17 protein-coding genes and 1 pseudogene are annotated in these 18,415 nt (G+C 67.3%); 11 read left to right on the forward strand and 7 right to left on the reverse strand.

The genetic code is table 11. From position 1 onward, the window contains the following. The 11 genes and pseudogenes from AUL36_RS05820 to AUL36_RS05870 all read left to right on the forward strand — a co-directional run. Positions 1-280: pseudogene (locus tag AUL36_RS05820) on the forward strand (aminotransferase class III-fold pyridoxal phosphate-dependent enzyme); the annotation flags it as partial. Positions 281-1,297: 1,017 nt separating this feature from the next. Continuing rightward, complete coding sequence (locus AUL36_RS05825) at positions 1,298-1,894, forward strand: amino acid synthesis family protein (RefSeq protein ID WP_058599739.1); 597 nt, start codon at positions 1,298-1,300, stop codon at positions 1,892-1,894. Continuing rightward, complete coding sequence (locus AUL36_RS05830) at positions 1,869-2,657, forward strand: alpha/beta fold hydrolase (RefSeq protein ID WP_062218889.1); 789 nt, start codon at positions 1,869-1,871, stop codon at positions 2,655-2,657. The genes AUL36_RS05825 and AUL36_RS05830 overlap by 26 nt, the downstream gene beginning before the upstream one ends. 22 nt (positions 2,658-2,679) lie before the next feature. Continuing rightward, on the forward strand, positions 2,680-3,606 hold the full coding sequence (locus tag AUL36_RS05835) for a flavin reductase (protein ID WP_062218891.1): 927 nt from the start codon (positions 2,680-2,682) through the stop codon (positions 3,604-3,606). A gap of 3 nt (positions 3,607-3,609) precedes the next feature. After that, a complete protein-coding gene (locus AUL36_RS05840; RefSeq protein WP_062218893.1) occupies positions 3,610-4,650 on the forward strand; it encodes an LLM class flavin-dependent oxidoreductase in 1,041 nt (346 codons plus the stop codon). 4 nt (positions 4,651-4,654) lie between these two features. After that, the gene (locus AUL36_RS05845; protein ID WP_062218896.1) at positions 4,655-6,118 is read left to right on the forward strand and encodes an aldehyde dehydrogenase; all 1,464 of its coding nucleotides are present in this window, start codon (positions 4,655-4,657) and stop codon (positions 6,116-6,118) included. Positions 6,119-6,389: 271 nt separating this feature from the next. After that, on the forward strand, positions 6,390-7,409 hold the full coding sequence (locus tag AUL36_RS05850) for an ABC transporter substrate-binding protein (protein WP_062218897.1): 1,020 nt from the start codon (positions 6,390-6,392) through the stop codon (positions 7,407-7,409). Positions 7,410-7,492: 83 nt separating this feature from the next. Then, positions 7,493-8,368 carry an ABC transporter permease gene (locus AUL36_RS05855; protein WP_058599745.1) on the forward strand — a complete coding sequence of 292 codons (876 nt, stop codon included), beginning with the start codon at positions 7,493-7,495 and terminating at the stop codon, positions 8,366-8,368. Between the two features lies 1 nt (position 8,369). Then, positions 8,370-9,170 (forward strand): ABC transporter permease, encoded by an 801-nt coding sequence (locus tag AUL36_RS05860; protein WP_062218899.1) that lies wholly within the window; start codon positions 8,370-8,372, stop codon positions 9,168-9,170. Continuing rightward, complete coding sequence (locus AUL36_RS05865) at positions 9,167-10,249, forward strand: ABC transporter ATP-binding protein (protein WP_062218901.1); 1,083 nt, start codon at positions 9,167-9,169, stop codon at positions 10,247-10,249. Before AUL36_RS05860 ends, AUL36_RS05865 begins: the two co-directional genes overlap by 4 nt. A gap of 40 nt (positions 10,250-10,289) precedes the next feature. Next, a complete protein-coding gene (locus AUL36_RS05870; RefSeq protein WP_062218903.1) occupies positions 10,290-10,997 on the forward strand; it encodes a GntR family transcriptional regulator in 708 nt (235 codons plus the stop codon). Between the two features lie 24 nt (positions 10,998-11,021). Here the strand turns inward: AUL36_RS05870 and purU are convergent, their stop codons facing one another. The 7 genes from purU to AUL36_RS05905 all read right to left on the reverse strand — a co-directional run bounded on the left by purU (position 11,022) and on the right by AUL36_RS05905 (position 18,321). Next, positions 11,022-11,906: a formyltetrahydrofolate deformylase gene (gene purU, locus AUL36_RS05875; RefSeq protein WP_062218905.1), complete on the reverse strand. Its 885-nt coding sequence runs from the start codon at positions 11,904-11,906 to the stop codon at positions 11,022-11,024. A gap of 32 nt (positions 11,907-11,938) precedes the next feature. Continuing rightward, positions 11,939-13,246: a type III glutamate--ammonia ligase gene (gene glnT, locus AUL36_RS05880; RefSeq protein ID WP_062218907.1), complete on the reverse strand. Its 1,308-nt coding sequence runs from the start codon at positions 13,244-13,246 to the stop codon at positions 11,939-11,941. A 159-nt stretch (positions 13,247-13,405) separates the two neighbouring features. Beyond that, positions 13,406-14,731 carry an FMN-binding glutamate synthase family protein gene (locus AUL36_RS05885; protein ID WP_058599751.1) on the reverse strand — a complete coding sequence of 442 codons (1,326 nt, stop codon included), beginning with the start codon at positions 14,729-14,731 and terminating at the stop codon, positions 13,406-13,408. Between the two features lie 17 nt (positions 14,732-14,748). After that, complete coding sequence (locus tag AUL36_RS05890) at positions 14,749-15,435, reverse strand: GXGXG domain-containing protein (RefSeq protein ID WP_062218908.1); 687 nt, start codon at positions 15,433-15,435, stop codon at positions 14,749-14,751. Positions 15,436-15,534: 99 nt separating this feature from the next. After that, positions 15,535-16,446, reverse strand: a complete 912-nt coding sequence (locus tag AUL36_RS05895) for a class II glutamine amidotransferase (protein ID WP_062218910.1) — start codon at positions 16,444-16,446, stop codon at positions 15,535-15,537. 127 nt (positions 16,447-16,573) lie between these two features. Beyond that, a complete protein-coding gene (locus tag AUL36_RS05900; RefSeq protein WP_062218953.1) occupies positions 16,574-17,224 on the reverse strand; it encodes a helix-turn-helix domain-containing protein in 651 nt (216 codons plus the stop codon). Between the two features lie 110 nt (positions 17,225-17,334). Beyond that, complete coding sequence (locus AUL36_RS05905) at positions 17,335-18,321, reverse strand: GlxA family transcriptional regulator (RefSeq protein ID WP_062218911.1); 987 nt, start codon at positions 18,319-18,321, stop codon at positions 17,335-17,337. Positions 18,322-18,415: the final 94 nt, after the last annotated feature.

An 18,415-nucleotide genomic window follows, 5' to 3' on the forward strand; every position in this document is an offset into this window, starting at 1 on the left:
AGAGAAGCACGCCGTCATCGGCGATGTGCGCGGGCTCGGCCTGTTCCAGGGGGCGGAGTTGGTGAAGGATCGCGCGACCAAGGAGCCGGTGGACGAGAAGAGCGTGGCGCGCGTCATCGCGGAAGCGGGCGCGCGGGGCGTGATGATCGGCGCGTCGAACCGCTCGATCCCCGGCCTCAACAACACGCTCTGCCTTGCCCCGGCGCTGGTGGCCAACGCCGCCGAGATCGACGCCATCACCACCGCCATCGACGGCGCGCTGACGGCCGTGTTCGGCTGATCGGGGAGCCATGCGTGAGCCCCGCCGACAAAGGTGGGGCTCGCGATCGACGGGTCTTCAGAAGATCGAACCACTTCGAACCGGACTCTTCCACTTGTGATCCCGGCGGAGGGACGCGGAAAAGTCGGTGAAGACGGCGATTTTCACGGAAGGTGCAGACTGCGTTCGTCATGGAGGACGCCGAGGAGGGGTCGGTTGCATCCAAGGGCTGCTGGACGGCGAGTGTCTCGGCGGCGACGGTCTCGTGCGCGCGTCTGGAGCGGATCGAGCCACGGACGGAGCCTCCCTTTTGTCGCTCTCGCAGACCTCCCTCCGTGAACAGACAGACGACGCAGATGGCTGTTGCCGCGCCTGGAAATGCCAGGCAGCGACATCACCGCCCGCTTGAACTCAACGCCAACAACCACGGCCGCGACGAGCGCCGTGACGTCGAGCGGTCCTACACCGGGAATGACGAGCAGACGCTGGCGGTCCTCGTCGGCGACGGTCCTCGCGTCGCTCTCTCTGGTTCCGCTTGCGATATCGGTTACGAGGCTGCGCGACTCGTACCAGGGCTGTCAGCAGGATGGCGCCTCCGCGTGGATGACGTCGAGGGCTCGTCAATGATCCGTGTCGGCCTCCCTCGTGCCATGTGGCGTCGCCTCCCTGTGAACCAAGCCCCCCCTCCAGCCAAGGCGAGGCGTTAATTGAGGACTGCGGTCAGGCGGCCCGCCAGCCGCTCGCGCACATCCGGCACGAAGCGCATGTCACCGCATCCCAAACAGCGTGTCGTCGGGCGCGAAAGGCCAGTCTTTGAACCGCAAACGCCCCCTTGGATCCTCTGCTGCTTCCGCCCAGGGCACATAGGCTCGCAACGCGCTGACCACGTTTGCGACGATGCCCTTCAAGAGGTCGAATGAAGACGTCCGGCAACCTTCCTTCGGATCGCGACGAACCACGTTGCAACGGGCGATTGACAGATCGTATTTTGGTATACCATGATACGGTACGTTTTGAAGGTCGAGAGGGCTTCCTGAGATGGACATTCGCAAAACGCTGCTGCAGGTCGAGACGACCTTGGTCGAGGGCGGCAAGGCGGCACCGGTTCCGCTCAAGCTCTTCACCGCCATCGCAGTGGTGCGGAACCCTTGGGCCGGGCGCGGCTTCGTGGAAGATCTGAAGCCCGAGATCCATGCCGGCGCGCCGATCCTGGGCGAGCTTCTGACCCGCATGATCCTCGACGCGGTCGGCTCGGGCGAGGCGGTGGAGGCCTATGGCAAGTCGGCCGTGGTCGGGCTTGACGGTGAGATCGAGCACGCTTCGGCGCTGATCCACACGCTGCGTTTCGGCAATCATTACCGGCAGGCGGTCGGCGCGAAATCCTACCTCGCCTTCTGCAACACCCGAGGGCCCGCCAACGCGCCCGTCATGATCCCGCTCATGGACAAGAACGACGAAGGCCGCCGTTCCCATTACCTGACGATCCAGACATCGGTGCCAGACGCGCCGGCCGCGAACGAAATTCTGGTCGCGCTCGGCGCGTCCGTGGGCGGGCGTCCGCACCACCGCATCGGCGACCGCTATCAGGACCTCAAGGATCTGGGCCACGATGTCGCCAACCCCGCAGCGGTCTAGGACGGCGGGCGGCACCGCTTTCCACGAGGCCGGCTCGGGCGAGCCGCTCGTCCTCGTGCATGGCGTGGGGATGCGGCTGGACGCCTGGGGCCCGCAGATCGAGGCCCTGTCGCGCACGCACCGCGTCATCGCGCTGGACATGCCGGGGCACGGCGAGAGCGCGCCCCTGCCGGCGAGCGCGCCGCTCCAAGCCTTCGTGGACTGGCTCGGCCGGACGCTCGACGAACTGGCGCTGGACCGGGTCAATCTCGCCGGCCATTCCATGGGCGCGCTGATCGCCGGCGGCTCGGCTGCGCGCTTCGGCCCGCGCATCGCCCGCGTCGCGCTGCTTAACGGCGTGTATCGCCGCTCGCCGGAAGCGCGCGCCGCCGTGCTCGCCCGCGCGGCCGAGATCGCCGGAGGCGGCGCGGTGGATTTCGACGGGCCGCTCCGGCGCTGGTTCGGCGAAGGCGCGGAGCATGAACCCGCCTACCGCCTGACGCGCGGCTGGCTCAGCCGCGTGGACCCGGCCGGCTACGCCACGGCCTATGCCGCCTTTGCCGGCGGCGACGCGACCTATTCCGATACCTGGCCCGAGATCGAATGCCCCGCCCTCTTCGTGACGGGCGACGGCGACCCCAATTCCACGCCCGCCATGAGCCGGGCCATGGCCGAGGCCGCGCCCAAGGGCGAGGCCGCTATCATCGAGGGCCACCGTCATATGGTGAACCTCACCGCGCCGGACGAGGTGAACCGGCTTCTATCGGACTGGTTGCGACGCTGACGAACTCCCCGGAGGAAACGGCATGACCTCTTTCGACCCCCGCGCCCTGCGCGACGCCTTCGGCGCCTTCGCCACCGGCGTCACCGTCGTCACCACCCGAACCGCTGAGGGCGGCCCGATCGGCTTCACCGCCAATTCCTTCGCCTCCGTCTCGCTCGATCCGCCTCTGCTTCTGGTGTGCCTCGCCAAGACCTCACGCAACTATGCCCATGTCACGGGCGCGTCGGGCTTCGCGGTCAATATCCTCGCCGAAGACCAGAAGGACGTCTCCAACACCTTCGCGCGGCCGGTCGAGGATCGGTTCTTGGCGGTGGAATGGCACGACGGGCCGGTGGGCTCCCCGGTCTTCCCGGCGGCGGCGGCGTGGTTCGACTGCACAACGGACCGGATCGTGGACGCGGGCGACCACGCCATCCTGATCGGGCGCGTCGGCGGCTTCGAGAATTCCGGTCGCAACGGGCTCGGCTATGTCCGTGGCGGCTATTTCACGCCCTCGCTCGAAGCCAAGGCCGCAAGAGCCGCCACGAACGAGGAGACGATCGTCTCGGCCGTGGTGGAGCGCGCCGGCGAGATCCTGCTGGTGTCCGAAGCGGACGGGCGTTTCGCCCTTCCCGGCACGATGCTCGGCGAGCGCGATCCGGTGGCGGCGATCGAGGCCGATCTCTCCGAACGGCTCGGGCTGGAGATCGCGGCCGGTTATCTCTTCTCGGTGTTCGAGGACCGGGCGGGGCGGCGTCAGAACATCGTCTATCGCTCCGTCGCGGAAGCGGGCGAGCCGAAGACGGGCCGCTTCTTCCCGCTGGACGCGCTGCCCATGGACCGGCTCGCCACGACTCACGCCGCCGACATTCTCAGGCGCTTCGTCTCCGAGCGGGCGCTCGGCAATTTCGGCGTCTATGTCGGCAACGAGACCGCCGGCCAGGTTCACCCGCTGGCACGAAAGGCCTGACCCATGAAGTTCTCCCTTTTCGCCCATATGGAGCGCCTCGACGCGGGCCAGCGGCAGGAAAACCTCTACGAGGAGTTTCTCCAGCTCTGCGAGATCGCCGACCGGGGCGGGATGCACGCCATCTGGACCGGCGAGCATCATGGCATGGACTTCACCATCGCGCCCAACCCGTTCGTGACCATCGCCGATCTCGCCTCGCGCGTGAAACAGGCCCGGCTCGGCACGGGCACGGTGATCGCGCCCTTCTGGCACCCGATCAAGCTGGCGGGCGAAGCGGCGATGACCGATCTCATCACGCGCGGACGGCTCGACCTCGGCATCGCGCGCGGGGCCTATTCCTACGAATACGAGCGGCTGCACCCCGGCCTCGACGCCTGGGGCGCGGGTCAACGGATGCGCGAGCTGATCCCGGCGGTGAAGAACATCTGGGCTGGCGACTATGCCCACGAGGGCGAGTTCTGGACCTTCCCGTCCACGACCTCCGCGCCCAAGCCCGTGCAGGCCGGCGGGCCGCCCATCTGGGTGGCGGCACGCGATCCCAACAGCCATGAATTCGCCGTCGCCAACGATTGCAACGTGCAGGTGACGCCGCTCTGGCAGGACGATGGCGAAACGCAGACGCTGATGGAGCGGTTCGAGGCGGCCTGCGCGGCGCACCCGCAGAAGGCGCGTCCGAAGATCATGCTCCTGCGCCACACCTATGTCGGCTCGGACGAGGCCGATGTCGCCGAGGCCGCGCGCGAGCTGTCGGTCTATTACAACTACTTCTTCGCCTGGTTCAAAAACGAGCGGCCCGTCCATCAGGGCCTGATCGAGCGCCTGTCGCCCGAGGAACTCGCCGCCAATCCGATGATCTCGGCGGACGCCATGCGGCGCAACAATGTGGTGGGCGAACCCGGCGAGGTGATCGATCGCATCAAGGCCTACGAGGCCATGGGATATGACGAATATTCCTTCTGGATCGACACCGGCATGAGCTTCGAGCGCAAGAAGGCCTCGCTCGAACGCTTCATCGCCGAGGTCATGCCGGCCTTCGGAGCCTGATCCGATGCGAAGCTTCCAGTCCTATATCGACGGCGCCTTCACCGATGGCGAGGCGCGGTTCGAAAGCCTCGACCCCGCCACCGGCGCGCCCTGGGCCGAGATGCCCGAAGCGCGCGAGGGCGATGTGGACCGCGCCGTGCGGGCCGCCGACCGCGCTCTGTGGGACGGCGAATGGCCGCGCCTCACGCCGAGCGCGCGCGGCAAGCTCCTCTACCGCCTCGCCGATCTCGTGGCAGAGAATGCGCAGGTTCTGGCGGAGCTGGAAACGCGCGACACGGGCAAGATCATCCGCGAGACATCGGCGCAGATCGCCTATGTCGCGGACTATTACCGCTATTATGCGGGGCTGGCCGACAAGATCGAAGGCGCGGTCCTGCCGATCGACAAGCCCGATATGGAGGTCTGGACGCGGCGCGAGCCGGTCGGCGTCGTCGCCGCCATCGTGCCGTGGAACAGCCAGCTCTTCCTGGCCGCCGTCAAGCTCGGCCCGGCGCTGGCGGCGGGCTGCACGCTCGTCGTCAAGGCCTCCGAGGACGGGCCGGCCCCGCTTCTGGAATTTGCCCGTCTCGTCCACGAGGCCGGCTTTCCGCCCGGCGTCGTCAATATCCTCACCGGCTTCGGGCCGGCCTGCGGCTCGGCGCTGACGCGCCATCCGCTCGTCGCCCATGTCGCCTTCACCGGGGGGCCGGAAACGGCGCGCCATATCGTGCGGGGCTCGGCCGAGAACCTCGCCTCGACCTCGCTGGAACTCGGCGGCAAGTCGCCTTTCCTCGTCTTTGCCGACGCCGATCTCGAAAGCGCGGCCAATGCGCAGGTCGCCGCCATCTTCGCCGCCACGGGCCAGAGCTGCGTCGCGGGCTCGCGCCTTCTGGTGGAGCGCGCCGCCAAGGAGTGGATGCTGGCGCTCTTGACGCAGAAGGCAGAGCGCGTCGCCATCGGCGCGCCGCTCGACCGCGCGACGGAAGTCGGCCCGCTCTGCACGCGGCGCCAGCGCGAGCATATTCAGGGGCTGGTGGATCGCTCGCTCCAGGCCGGCGCGACGCTCGTCACGGGCGGGCGTGTGCCGGAAGGCGAAGGCTGGTTCTACCCGCCGACCATTCTCGACTGCGACGGCGCTGCCTCGCCCTCGCTGGCGGAGGAGTTCTTCGGCCCCGTCCTGTCGGTCGTCTCTTTTGAGAGCGAGGCGGAGGCGATCCGGCTCGCCAACGACACGGCCTTCGGCCTCGCGGCCGGCATCTTCACCACGAGCCTGACGCGGGCGCATCGGGTCTCCCGCGCCATCCGCTCGGGCGTCGTCTGGATCAACACGTACCGCGCCGTCTCGCCCATCGCCCCCTTCGGCGGCTTCAAGCGGTCCGGCCACGGGCGCGAAGGCGGGCTTGCCGCCGCGCTCGACTACACAAGGACGAAAACCGTCTGGCTGCGCACCTCGGACGATCCGATCCCGGACCCGTTCGTGATGCGCTGAGAGCCCGTTCGACAACCCGTCGGCGGAGGGCCGGCGAGGGAATTTTTGTCCCCGTGATCAGCCAAACGCAGTCGACGCTAGGTCAGCATCGACTGACATTGGCAACGAAACGGGGGGCGAAAAGGACCTGCTGGGCCGACCCGAACGGGTCGTCGAACGGGCTCCAACGGATCGGCCCCGGACCGGGGCCAGGGAGGACCGGCGCGCCGCGAAGGCGCGCCGATGGAATGCAGGCCGTGACAGCCCCTCGAACCCTCGGAGCACAGATCTCATGAAACGCGCATTCCTTCTCTCGGCGCTTCTCGCCGCCGCAGCGCCGATCGTCGTCGCCCTGCCGGCGTCTGCCGCCGACATGGTCTTCACCAGTTGGGGCGGCACGACGCAGGACGCGCAGAAGGCGGCTTGGGCCGATCCTTTCGCGGCCAAGGCCGGCGTCAACGTCCTGATGGACGGGCCGACCGACTACGGCAAGCTGAAGGCCATGGTGGAGGCCAAGGGCGTCACCTGGGATGTGGTGGATGTCGAGGGCGACTACGCCGTGCAAGCGGGCCAACAGGGGCTTCTGGAGCCGCTGGACTTCGGCGTGATCGACAAGACCAAGCTCGACCCGCGCTTCGTCACCGACCATTCGGTCGGCTCCTTCTATTATTCCTTCGTGATCGGCTGCAATTCGGGCGCGGTCGCCGCCTGCCCCAAGACCTGGGCCGACCTCTTCGACACCACCAAGTTTCCGGGCAAGCGGACCTTCTACAAGTGGTCCGCCCCCGGCGTGATCGAGGCGGCGCTTCTGGCCGATGGCGTACCCGCCGACAAGCTCTATCCGCTCGATCTCGACCGCGCCTTCAAGAAGCTCGACACGATCAAGTCGGATATCATCTGGTGGTCGGGCGGCGCGCAGTCGCAGCAGCTTCTGGCCTCCGCCGAAGCGCCCTACGGCTCCTTCTGGAACGGACGCCTGACCGCGCTCGCCCATGACGGCGTGCCCGTCGAGACCTCCTGGGACGGCAATATCACCGCCGCCGACGCCCTCGTCGTGCCCAAGGGCACGAAGAACAAGGAGAACGCGATGAAGTTCATCGCCTTCGCGACCTCGCCCGAGGCGCAGGCCCAGATGGCGGCGCTGACGGGATACGCCCCGACCAACACGGCCTCGCCCGCGCTGATGGACCCCGCCGTCGCCAAGACCCTGCCGGACCAGCAGAAGGCGAGCCAGGTCAATGCCGACATGGCCTATTGGGCGCAGCACCGCGACGAGATCGGCACCCGCTGGTACGCCTGGCAGGCGCAGTAAGGGGCGGCGGATCGAGGCGGCCCCGCGCGCCGCCTCGCCCGCGCTTCCGCTTCCCTGCCCCTGACCCAGAAGGGCGAGAGACCATGTCCCATCTCACCAACAGTCCGGCCCTGATCGCGCGCCCGCAGCGGCGGCGCTGGCTGCCTGCCGGGCTCGGCCCGGCGGTCCCGGCGCTGCTGCTTCTCTTCGTCTTCTTCGTCGTACCCGTGGTGTCGCTGCTTCTGCGCAGCGTTCTCGAACCCCAACCGGGCCTTCAGAACTACGAGACGCTGCTCGGCTCCCAGACCTATCTGCGCGTCTTCCTGAACACGTTCACCGTGTCCGGCCTCGTGACGGCGCTCGCCGTCCTGATCGGTTTTCCGGTGGCCTGGTCGCTCGCCATCATGCCGCCGAGCTGGTCGCGCATCGTCTTCGCCATTCTGCTTCTGTCGATGTGGACCAACCTCCTGGCCCGCACCTATGCCTGGATGGTGCTGCTCCAGCGCACCGGCATCATCAACAAGACCTTGATGAATCTCGGTATCATCAGCCAGCCGCTGACGCTCGTGAACAATCTCGTCGGCGTCACGATCGGCATGGTCTATATCATGCTGCCCTTCATCATCCTGCCGCTCTACGGCGTCATCCGGCGCATCGATCCGGCCATTCTCCAGGCGGCTGCGCTGTGCGGGGCGACGCGCTGGCAGTGCCTCTGGCGCGTTCTCGTGCCGCTGGCCGCGCCCGGCATGGCGGCGGGCGCGCTCATGGTCTTCGTTATGTCGCTGGGTTACTTCGTGACGCCCGCGCTGCTCGGCGGCACGTCCAACATGATGCTCGCCGAACTCGTCGCCCAGTTCGTCCAGTCACTCGTCAACTGGGGCATGGGCAGCGCGGCGGCCTTCGTGCTCCTCGTCGTGACGCTGGCGCTCTACGCGCTGCAGCTCAAGCTCTTCGGCACGTCCGAAATGGGAGGGCGCTGACATGCTGCTGCATTTCGAGCGCCTCGGCTGGTGGCGCTATGTCCTGATCGCGATCACGCTTCTGACGACGGCCTTCCTGCTCCTGCCCATCCTCTTCATCGCGGCGCTCTCCTTCGGCTCGTCGCAATGGCTGATCTTCCCGCCGCCCTCCTGGACGCTGCGCTGGTACGCCGAGTTCTTCGCCGATCCGCGCTGGCTGGAATCGGCCTGGGTCAGCTTCCAGATCGCCTGTCTCGTCACGCTCTTCTCGGTCGGCATCGGGCTCTGCGCCTCCTTCGCGTTGGTACGAGGCCGGTTCCGGGGGCGCGAGGCGCTCAAAGCCCTGTTCCTGACGCCGATGATCCTGCCCGTCGTGGTGCTGGCGGTGGCGCTCTACGCGTTCTTCCTGCGCGTCGGGCTGAACGGCACGGTGACGGGCTTCGTGATCGCCCATCTCGTGGTCGCCCTGCCCTTCTCGATCCTCGCGATCACCAACGCGCTGGAGGGTTTCGACAAGTCGATCGAGGATGCGGCCGTGCTCTGCGGCGCGAGCCCGCTGGAGGCCAAGATCCGCATCACGCTGCCCTCGATCGGGCACGGGCTCTTCTCGGCGGCGATCTTTTCCTTCCTGACCTCGTGGGACGAGGTGGTTCTGGCGATCTTCATGGCGAGCCCGACGCTCCAGACGCTGCCCGTGCGCATCTGGACCGTGCTGCGCCAGGATCTGACGCCGGTCATCGCCAGCGCCTCGACGCTGCTCGTCCTCTTCACCATCGCCCTCATGGTGCTCGCCGCCCTGGTGCGAAAAGGATTCAAGTCGTGAGCGATCCGTTCCTGCAAATCCGTGGCATCCGCAAGGAATATGGCAAGCTGGTCGCCGTCCAGAATGTCGATCTCGATATCCGTCGCGGCGAGTTCATGACCTTTCTCGGCCCCTCCGGCTCGGGCAAGTCCACGACGCTCTACATCCTGGCCGGCTTCGAGTCGCCCAGCTCGGGCGACATTCTTCTGAACGGTCAGTCGCTTCTCTCCACGCCCTCGCATCTGCGCCAGATCGGCATGGTGTTCCAGCGCTACACGCTGTTTCCCCATCTGACGGTCGGCGAGAACATCGCCTTCCCCCTGAAGGTGCGCCGGCGCTCCAAGGCCGAGATCGACGCCAAGGTGCGCGAGATGCTGCGCCTCGTCCGGCTCGAAGGCTTCGAGGATCGCAAGCCCGCGCAGATGTCGGGCGGCCAGCAGCAGCGCGTGGCGCTGGCCCGCGCGCTCGCCTACGACCCGCCGGTGCTTCTGATGGACGAGCCGCTGTCGGCGCTCGACAAGAAGCTGCGCGAGGAAATCCAGCACGAGATCCGCCGCATCCACCAGGAAACGGAAGTGACGATCCTCTATGTCACGCACGACCAGGAAGAGGCGCTGCGCATGTCCGATCGCATCGCCGTCTTCTCCAAAGGCGTGATCGATCAGGTCGGCACGGGCTCGCAGCTCTATGCCGAGCCCGCGACGCGCTTCGTCGCCGAGTTCATCGGCGACAGCGACTTCCTCTCCTGCGCGGTGCTTGCCTCCGACGGGCATGTGGCGGATGTCCGCCTCGGCCCCGATCTCGTGGTGCCAGGCGTGCCCGTCCATGGCGGCGGCGGCCGGCAGAACAAGGGCTCGCTGCTTCTGCGCCCCGAGCGCCTGCATCTCCATCGCCGCGAGCCGGAGGACGCGCGCACGCTCCCCGTGCGGGTGGACGACATGACCTTTCTCGGCTCGAACGTCCATGTCGCGGCGCGCACGAGCTGGGGTGAAACGGTGTCGGTGCGCCTGCCCTTCGGCCACGAGGCGATCAGCGGCCTGTCGAAAGGCGATACGGTGTGGCTTGGCTTCGATCCACACGCCACGCATGTCTTCTGCTGATAGACACCATGTCGAACCTTCGACAGGAAACGGAACGAGCATGACAGTGGCAAGCTCCACGGCCCCCGACCCGCGCCGCACGCGCCTGCGCGTCGAGCGCCCGCAACGCACGCTGCGCGAGCTGACGCTGGAGAAGATGCGCGAATCCATTCTGGAGCGCTATTTCAAGCCCGGCGAGCGGCTGGTGGAGCGCGACCTGTGCGAGCAGCTCGGCGTCAGCCGCACCATCGTGCGCGAGGTGCTGCGCCATCTGGAATCGGAAGGGCTGGTGTCGATCCTGCCGCAAAAAGGGCCGATCGTCGCCGAGACGACGCTGGACGAGGCCCGGCAGATCTACGACATTCGCGGCGCGCTGGAAGCGCTGGCGGCTGGTACCTGCGCCGAGCGCAAGGGGCCGGAGGCTGCCGACCGGCTGGAGGTCGTTCTCGGGCGCATCAAGGCCGCCTATGGCGCGCGGGACGGGCGGCAGGTTCTCGCCGAGACCAGCGAATTCTACCGCATCCTCTTCGAGGAGGCGGGCTGCGATGTCGCCTGGAGCATCGTCAGCTCTCTGACGGCGCGCATCAACCATCTGCGCTCCCTCACGATCAAGACCGAGCGCCGCGATGTCGAGGGGCCGGAGCAGATGGCGCGCATGATTGCCGCCATTCGCGTGCGGGATAAGGAGCGCGCCGCGAATGCCGCCGCCACCCATGTCGCCGAAGCCTCGCGCATCGCCCAGGCGCTTCTGGCGCGGCAGGGCGACTGATCGCGGCCCAACCGCGTAAGAGCTTCAGCCCATGCGCTCCGAAGCGTACCCGCCTGGAGACGCCGGGAAGACCACCGTGCGATCGCCATTGGGGAAGACGCGGTGGTGGATATGGGCGTGGATGGCGCGTGACAGGACCTGTGCTTCCACGTCCCGGCCGATCGTGACGTAATCGGCCGAGGATTGCGCATGGGTGATGCGCGCCACGTCCTGTTCGATGATCGGACCTTCGTCCAGATCGGCGGTCACGTAATGGGCCGTCGCGCCGATCAGCTTCACGCCCCGCTCATAGGCCTGTTTGTAGGGGTTGGCGCCCTTGAAGCTCGGCAGGAACGAGTGGTGGATGTTGATGATGCGCCCCGACATGCGCTGGCACATCGCGTCCGAGAGAACCTGCATATAGCGGGCGAGCACGATCAGCTCGGTCCCCGCCTCCTCCGCGATCTGGAGAATGCGCGCCTCGGCCTCGGGCTTGTTGGCCTTGGTCACCGGCACGTGGTGGAAGGGAATGTCGTGGTTCACCACGAGCTTCTGATAGTCGAGATGGTTGGAGACGACGCCGACGATCTCGATCGGCAGCGCGCCGATGCGCCAGCGGTAGAGAATGTCGTTGAGGCAATGGCCGAAGCGCGACACCATAAGCAGCACCTTCATGCGCCGCGCGGCGTCATGGAAGGCGTAGGTCATGGCGAAGGGTGCCGCGATCTCGGCGAAGCCCGCCTCGACGCCGGCGAGGTCCGCGCCCTCTTCCGAGTTGAAGCCGACGCGCATGAAGAAGCGGCCGGTGTCGAGATCGTCGAACTGCGCGGAGTCCACGATATTGCAGCCCTTGGCCGCCAGATGCGTCGAGATGGCCGCCACGATGCCGCGCGTGGAGCGGCAGGTCACGGTCAGCATATATTGGCTCATCGCCGGGTCTCCATCAGGGCGAGCGGAACGACTTAGACGTCGAGCGTCGTCTCGTGCTCCCAAGGGGTGAACTGGCTGCAATAGCTGTCCCATTCGCGGCGCTTGAGGGTCAGATAGGCCGAGGAGAATTCGCGGCCCATCGCCTCCTGCAGGCCGTCGTCCTTCTCGTATTCGCGCAGCGCGTCGAGAAGGTTGAGCGGCAGGCGCGGCGCGTCGGTGATCGTATGGCCCTCGCGATACATGTCGATGTCGCGATGCGGGCCGGGGTCGGCCTTGGTGCGGATGCCGTCCAGCCCGGCGGCGATGATGATGGCCTGGAGCAGATAGGGGTTCACCGCCCCATCCGGCAGGCGCAGCTCGAAGCGCCCCGGTCCGGGCACGCGCACCATATGGGTGCGGTTGTTGCCGGTCCATGTGACGGAGTTGGGCGCCCAGGTCGCGCCCGAGATGGTGCGCGGCGCGTTGATGCGCTTGTAGGAATTGACGGTCGGATTGGTGATCGCCGCCAGCGCCGAGGCGTGCTTCATGATGCCGCCGAGGAAGTGCCGGCCCTCCTCCGACAGCGAGAAGGGCATGGTCTTGTCGGCGAAGGCGTTCCGCGTGCCCTCGAGGTTCCAGACCGAGATATGGCAATGGCAGCCATTGCCGGTCAGGCCCTTGAAGGGCTTGGGCATGAAGGTCGCGCGCAGCCCGTGCTTCTCGGCCACCGACTTGGTCATGAACTTGAAGAAGGAATGCTTGTCGGCGGTCTTGAGCGCGTCGTCATATTCCCAGTTCATCTCGAACTGGCCGTTCGCGTCCTCATGGTCGTTCTGATACGGCTTCCAGCCTAGTTCCAGCATCCCGTCGCAGATTTCGGCGATCGCATCGAAGCGGCGCATCAGCGCCTGCTGGTCGTAGCAGGGCTTCTCGGCCGCGTCATAGGCGTCCGAAATCTGCTGGCCGTCGGGCGTCACGAGGAAAAATTCCGGCTCGACGCCGGTCTTCACCCGCAACCCTTCCGAGGCCGCTTCCTCGATCAGGCGCTTGAGAAGAACGCGCGGGGCCTGATCGACAGGCTTCTCGTCCATCATGCAGTCGGCCGCGACCCAGGCCACATCGGGTTTCCAGGGAAGCTGCATGACCGCCGAGGCGTCCGGCACGGCGAAGAGATCGGGATGGGCGGGCGTCAGGTCGAGCCAGGTGGCAAAGCCCGCAAAGCCCGCGCCGTCGCGCGCCATGTCGCCGATGGCCTGTGCCGGCACCAGCTTGGCCCGCTGCCCGCCGAAGAGATCGGTATAGGAGATCATGAAATAGCGGATACCGCGCTCGGCGGCATAGGCGGAGAGATCGACGGTCATCGCGGAACCCTTGGACGGTTGCGGATCGAAAGGATGGGGCCATGCTGGGGAGAAGGACCGGCGCGCTCTCCTCCAGACGCGCCGGTCGTGTGGTTGGGGCTCTTAGAGCCTGTCAGGGAGCCGGTCGGCTTGGTCCGCCGCCCTGTTTCCCAAAACCTCTCAGAAGCCCTTGCCGGGAATCCAGCCCGTGCCGGCGATGGGCACCTGCGCCATGGCGGCCGCCTCGATGGTCAGCGCCACGAGGTCTTCGGGTTCGAGATTGTGCAGGTGGTTGTGGCCGCAGGCGCGCGCGATGGTCTGCGCCTCCAGCGTCATGACCTTGAGATAATTGGCGAGGCGCCGGCCCGCGAGCGCGGGGTCCACCCGCTTCATCAGCTCGGGGTCCTGCGTGGTGATGCCGGCGGGGTCCTTGCCCTCGTGCCAGTCGTCATAAGCGCCCGCCGTGGTGCCGAGCGCCTGATACTCGGCTTCCCATTTGGGATCGTTGTCGCCGATGGCGACCAGCGCCGCCGTGCCGATGGCGACAGCGTCGGCCCCGAGCGCCAGGGCCTTGGCGACATCGGCGCCCGAGCGGATGCCGCCCGAGACGATGAGCTGCACCTTGCGGTGCATTCCCAAATCCTGAAGCGCCTGCACGGCGGGGCGGATGCAGGCGAGCGTCGGCATCCCGACATTCTCGATGAAAACGTCCTGCGTTGCCGCCGTGCCGCCCTGCATCCCGTCCAGCACCACCACATCGGCCCCGGCCTTCACGGCGAGCGCGGTGTCGTAATAGGGCCTGGAGCCGCCGACCTTAACGTAGATCGGCTTTTCCCAATCGGTGATCTCGCGCAGCTCCAGGATCTTGATCTCCAGATCGTCCGGCCCCGTCCAGTCCGGATGGCGGCAGGCCGAGCGCTGGTCGATCCCTTCGGGCAGGTTGCGCATCTTGGCGACACGGGGGCTGATCTTCTGGCCGAGCAACATGCCGCCGCCGCCGGGCTTGGCCCCCTGCCCGACCACGACCTCGATCGCATCGGCCCGGCGCAGGTCCTTGGGGTTCATGCCGTAGCGGGAGGGGAGATACTGGTAGACCAGCGTCTGGCTATGGCCGCGCTCCTCGTCCGTCATGCCGCCGTCGCCCGTCGTGGTCGAGGTGCCGGCCATGGTCGCGCCGCGCCCCAGCGCCTCCTTGGCGGGGCCCGACAGCGCGCCGAAGCTCATGCCCGCAATGGTGATCGGGATTTTCAGGTGGATCGGCTTCTTGGCGTAGCGCGTGCCGAGCGTGACCGAGGTGTCGCACTTCTCACGGTATCCCTCCAGCGGATAGCGCGAGATCGACGCGCCCAGGAACAGGAGGTCGTCGAAATGGGGCACCTTGCGCTTGGTGCCGCCGCCGCGAATATCGTAGATGCCGGTCGCCGCCGCGCGGCGGATTTCGGCCATCGTGTGGTCGTCGAAGGTCGCCGACTTCTTCGGCGGCATGGGGGGGTTCTGATAGCTCATCGGTCCGTCTTCCCGCCTCAATACGCGTCGGCGTTGTCGATGTTGAACGTGTAGAGCGTGCGGGCCGAGCCGTAGCGCTTGAACTCGGAGGGCGAGACGCCCTCGACGCCGGCCTTGGCGAGAAGCTCGCCGAGAGCGTCCAGATGCTCGGGTCGCATGTCCTTCTCGATGCAGTCCGCGCCCAGGCTCTTCACCGAGCCGCGCACGAAAAGGCGCGCCTCGTAGAGAGAGTCGCCGAGCGCGTCGCCGGCATCGCCCAGCACCACGAGATTGCCGGATTGCGCCATGAAGGCCGACATGTGGCCGATCGAGCCGTGCACCACGATGTCGATGCCCTTCATCGAGATGCCGCAGCGGGACGCCGCGTTGCCCTTGATGACGAGGAGGCCGCCCCGGCCCGTGGCGCCGGCATATTGCGAGGCATCGCCCTCGATCACGACCGTGCCCGACATCATGTTTTCCGCGACGCCCGGCCCGGCCGAGCCCTCGACGGTGACGGTGCCGCCGTCGTTCATGCCGGCGCAGTAATAGCCGACCGAGCCCTTGACCTGCACGGCGAGCGGGCTGTCGATGCCGACCGCCACGGAATGGGCGCCGCGCGGGTTCACCACCTCGAACGCCGTGTCGTTGGTGCCGGCCGGAACGGCATGGAGCGCCTGGTTCAGCTCACGCAGCGGCGTGACAGCCAAGTCGAAGACGGGCATGGAATGATCCTTCGATGGAGCTAGAGCATTTCCAGCGAAAGCCGGGTCGGCTTTCGCGCCCGGACAATGCGAAAAACAAAAGCCTGGAACGGGCGCGCCTCAGGCGGCGGCCTTATCGTGATCCCAGAAATAGACGGTGGAGGGCTCGGGCTCCCAGACGCGGGCCGTCTCAATGCCCGGCAGGTTCACGAGCGCGCGGTATTCCGAGCCGAAGGCGACATATTGATCGGTCTCGGCCATCACGGCGGGCTTGCAGGCGATCGGGTCGCGCAAGACGCCGAAGCCCGACTTCGTGCCGACCACGAAGGTGAAGAAGCCGTCGAGATCGTCGAGCGCGCCGGTCAGCGCTTCGCCCAGATCCTTGCCCGTCTCCATCTCGGCGGTGAGATAGGCGGCGGCGACCTCGGAATCGTTCGTGGTCTCGAACCGCATCCCCTTCTTCACCAGCTCGCGGCGCAGATTGTTGTGGTTGGAGAGCGAGCCATTGTGCACGAGGCACTGGTCGGCCCCGGTCGAGAACGGGTGCGCGCCCATGGTCGTGACCGCCGACTCCGTCGCCATGCGCGTGTGGCCGATACCATGGGTTCCGTGCATGGCCGACACGCCGAAGCGGGCCACCACATCCTTGGGCAGGCCGACTTCCTTGTAGATCTCCACGCTGGTGCCCGCGCCCATGACGCGCAGCGACGGAGAAATCCCCGCCAGCGCCTCGCGCACGGCCTTCAGCCTGTCCTCCGCCACCGTGATGACGGCATGGGTGCTCTTGACGGTGACGCGGGCCGAGCCGCCGGAGACCTCCACCAGCTTCTCCTCAAGCCCGGCGAAATCGCTCGCGGGCTCGGGCGACTGCACGGTGAGCTTGGCCTGCCCCTCCGCCTCGCCGCCGTAGATGGCGATCCCGGCCGAGTCCGGCCCGCGATCGGTCATGGTGATCAACATGTCCGACAGGAGAGCGCCGAGCTGGGGCTCCAGGGCCGGGTCTTTCAGGAACAATCCAACGATGCCGCACATGGCCGGTCTCCGTCTTTCGTTGGACGGAAGGTATGCCGAGACGCGGACGGGAATCAACTAGGAAGAATAAAAAATTCCTCAGAAGAAATATTGGGCAATTGCCTTCTTCATAGGCAGCCTGCTGGCGTCAGGGCGCGGCGGCGCTTTGCGGATAGGCGATGATCGAGAGATAGCGGCTCGGCAGGGTGACGAGCTGTTCCGGCCCATGCGGCGCGTCGGCATCGAAGAACAGGCTGTCGCCCGGACGCATGTGGAAGAGCTGGTCGCCATGGCGGTACACGACCTCGCCTTCCAGCATGTAGAGAAACTCCATGCCGGCGTGCTGGAAGGTCGGGAACACGTCGGAATCGGTGGTGAGCGTGATGAGATAGGGCTCGACCGTGACGCCGCTCGTGTTCTCGTGGATATGGCCGAGAAGGTTGTACTGGTGGCCCGCGCGGGTGCCGCGCCGTTCCAGCTCCACCCCCTCGCCCGCGCGCACGAACACGGCGTTGCGCACCTCCTCGTAGCGGCGGAAAAAGGCGGTGATGGGCAGGCCGAGAGCCCGCGCCAGCGCCTGAAGGCTGGTGAGCGAGGGCGAGATATTGCCGTTCTCGATCTTGGACAACATGCCGGGCGAGAGGCCCGTGGCGCTGGCGAGATCCGCCACGGTGATGCCGAGGTCCTTGCGCCGCGCGCGCACCTCCAGCCCGATCGCCATTTCCAGATTGTTCTGCCGTGGCTCGCGCACGGCATGGGGGTCCTGCGCCAGGACGGGCGTCGCTTCACCGCGCGCCATCTCCGAAGATCCGCCTTCGTCCCGCCTGTCCGACCCCGCCATCCGCCCACCTTTCCAACTCGTTCCCCTGCCCACATGGAGGGGATGAACGGCCGCGTCCAGAAAAAGCGTCAGGTCTGGCGCTGAGCGGCCCGCGCCTCGGCCGGGCTGCGGCCGAAGGTCTCGCGGAAGCGGCGCGAGAAATGGCTGGCGCTGGAGAAGCCGGTGGCGAACGCGATCTCGGCCACCGACAGCGGGCTTTCGCGAAGCAAGCGCGCGGCATGGTCGAGCCGCAGCCGGCTATAGTCCGCCGCGAAGGTCGTGCCGCGATGCTCGCGAAACAGGCGGTCCACCTGCCGCGTGGAGAGACCCACCAGCCGCGCCATGGCCTGCCGAGTGAGCGGCGCTTCAACGCTCGCCTCCATTTGACCCAAGATCGCGACGAGCGCGGGATGGTGGACGCCGTATCGCTCCGGCAGGGAGCCGCGCTGCGGCCCGGCCGCCGCGCCGATCTCGGTATGAAGGAACCAGTCCGACACACGCCGCGCGAAATCGGCGCCCATGCGCTCGGCGATCAGCGCATGGGTCATGTCAAGCGGCGCGACACCGCCGCCGCAGGTCAGCCGGTCCCGGTCGATCACGAAGCGCGCCTGCTCGGGCGCGAGATCGGGAAAGGCCTCGCGCAGCGCCGGCGCGTGCTCCCAATGGAGGGTGAAGCGCCGGCCCCGCAGGAGGCCTGCCGCCGCGAGCACGAAGGAGCCGCCCGAAATGCCGCCGAGCCGCACGCCCTCGCTCGCGGCCTGGCGCAGCGCGGCGTGGACGAGCGGCCGGTGCCAATCCTCCGGCGAGCCGCCGGCACAGACGAAGAGAATATCCAGCCCCCAGTCGCGCGCGGGCAGCGCAGCCGCCTCCAGCTCCGTCCCGCCCGACGAGCGCACGCGCCCGCCCCCTTCGGCGAAGGCCACCGTGCGATAGAGCGGCCGCCCGGCCAGGATATTGGCGGCGCGAAACGGCTCGCTCGCTGAGGCGAAGGACATGAGCGCGAAGCCCGGCAGAAGCAGAAAGCCTATCCGCTCCGAAGCGGTGGCGGGTGCAGAGGAGCCAGGAAGCGCAGTCATGTCCCGACCGTATCAGAAAGCGTCTCTCAAAGGCAAGCCAAGCCGGGGGCCGGCCTGCCAATCTGACGCCCGTCAGCCATTGCCGGGGCCGCCC

This window comes from Aureimonas sp. D3 (assembly GCF_001463805.1).
GTDB classification, from domain to species: Bacteria; Pseudomonadota; Alphaproteobacteria; order Rhizobiales; family Rhizobiaceae; genus Aureimonas; species Aureimonas ureilytica_A.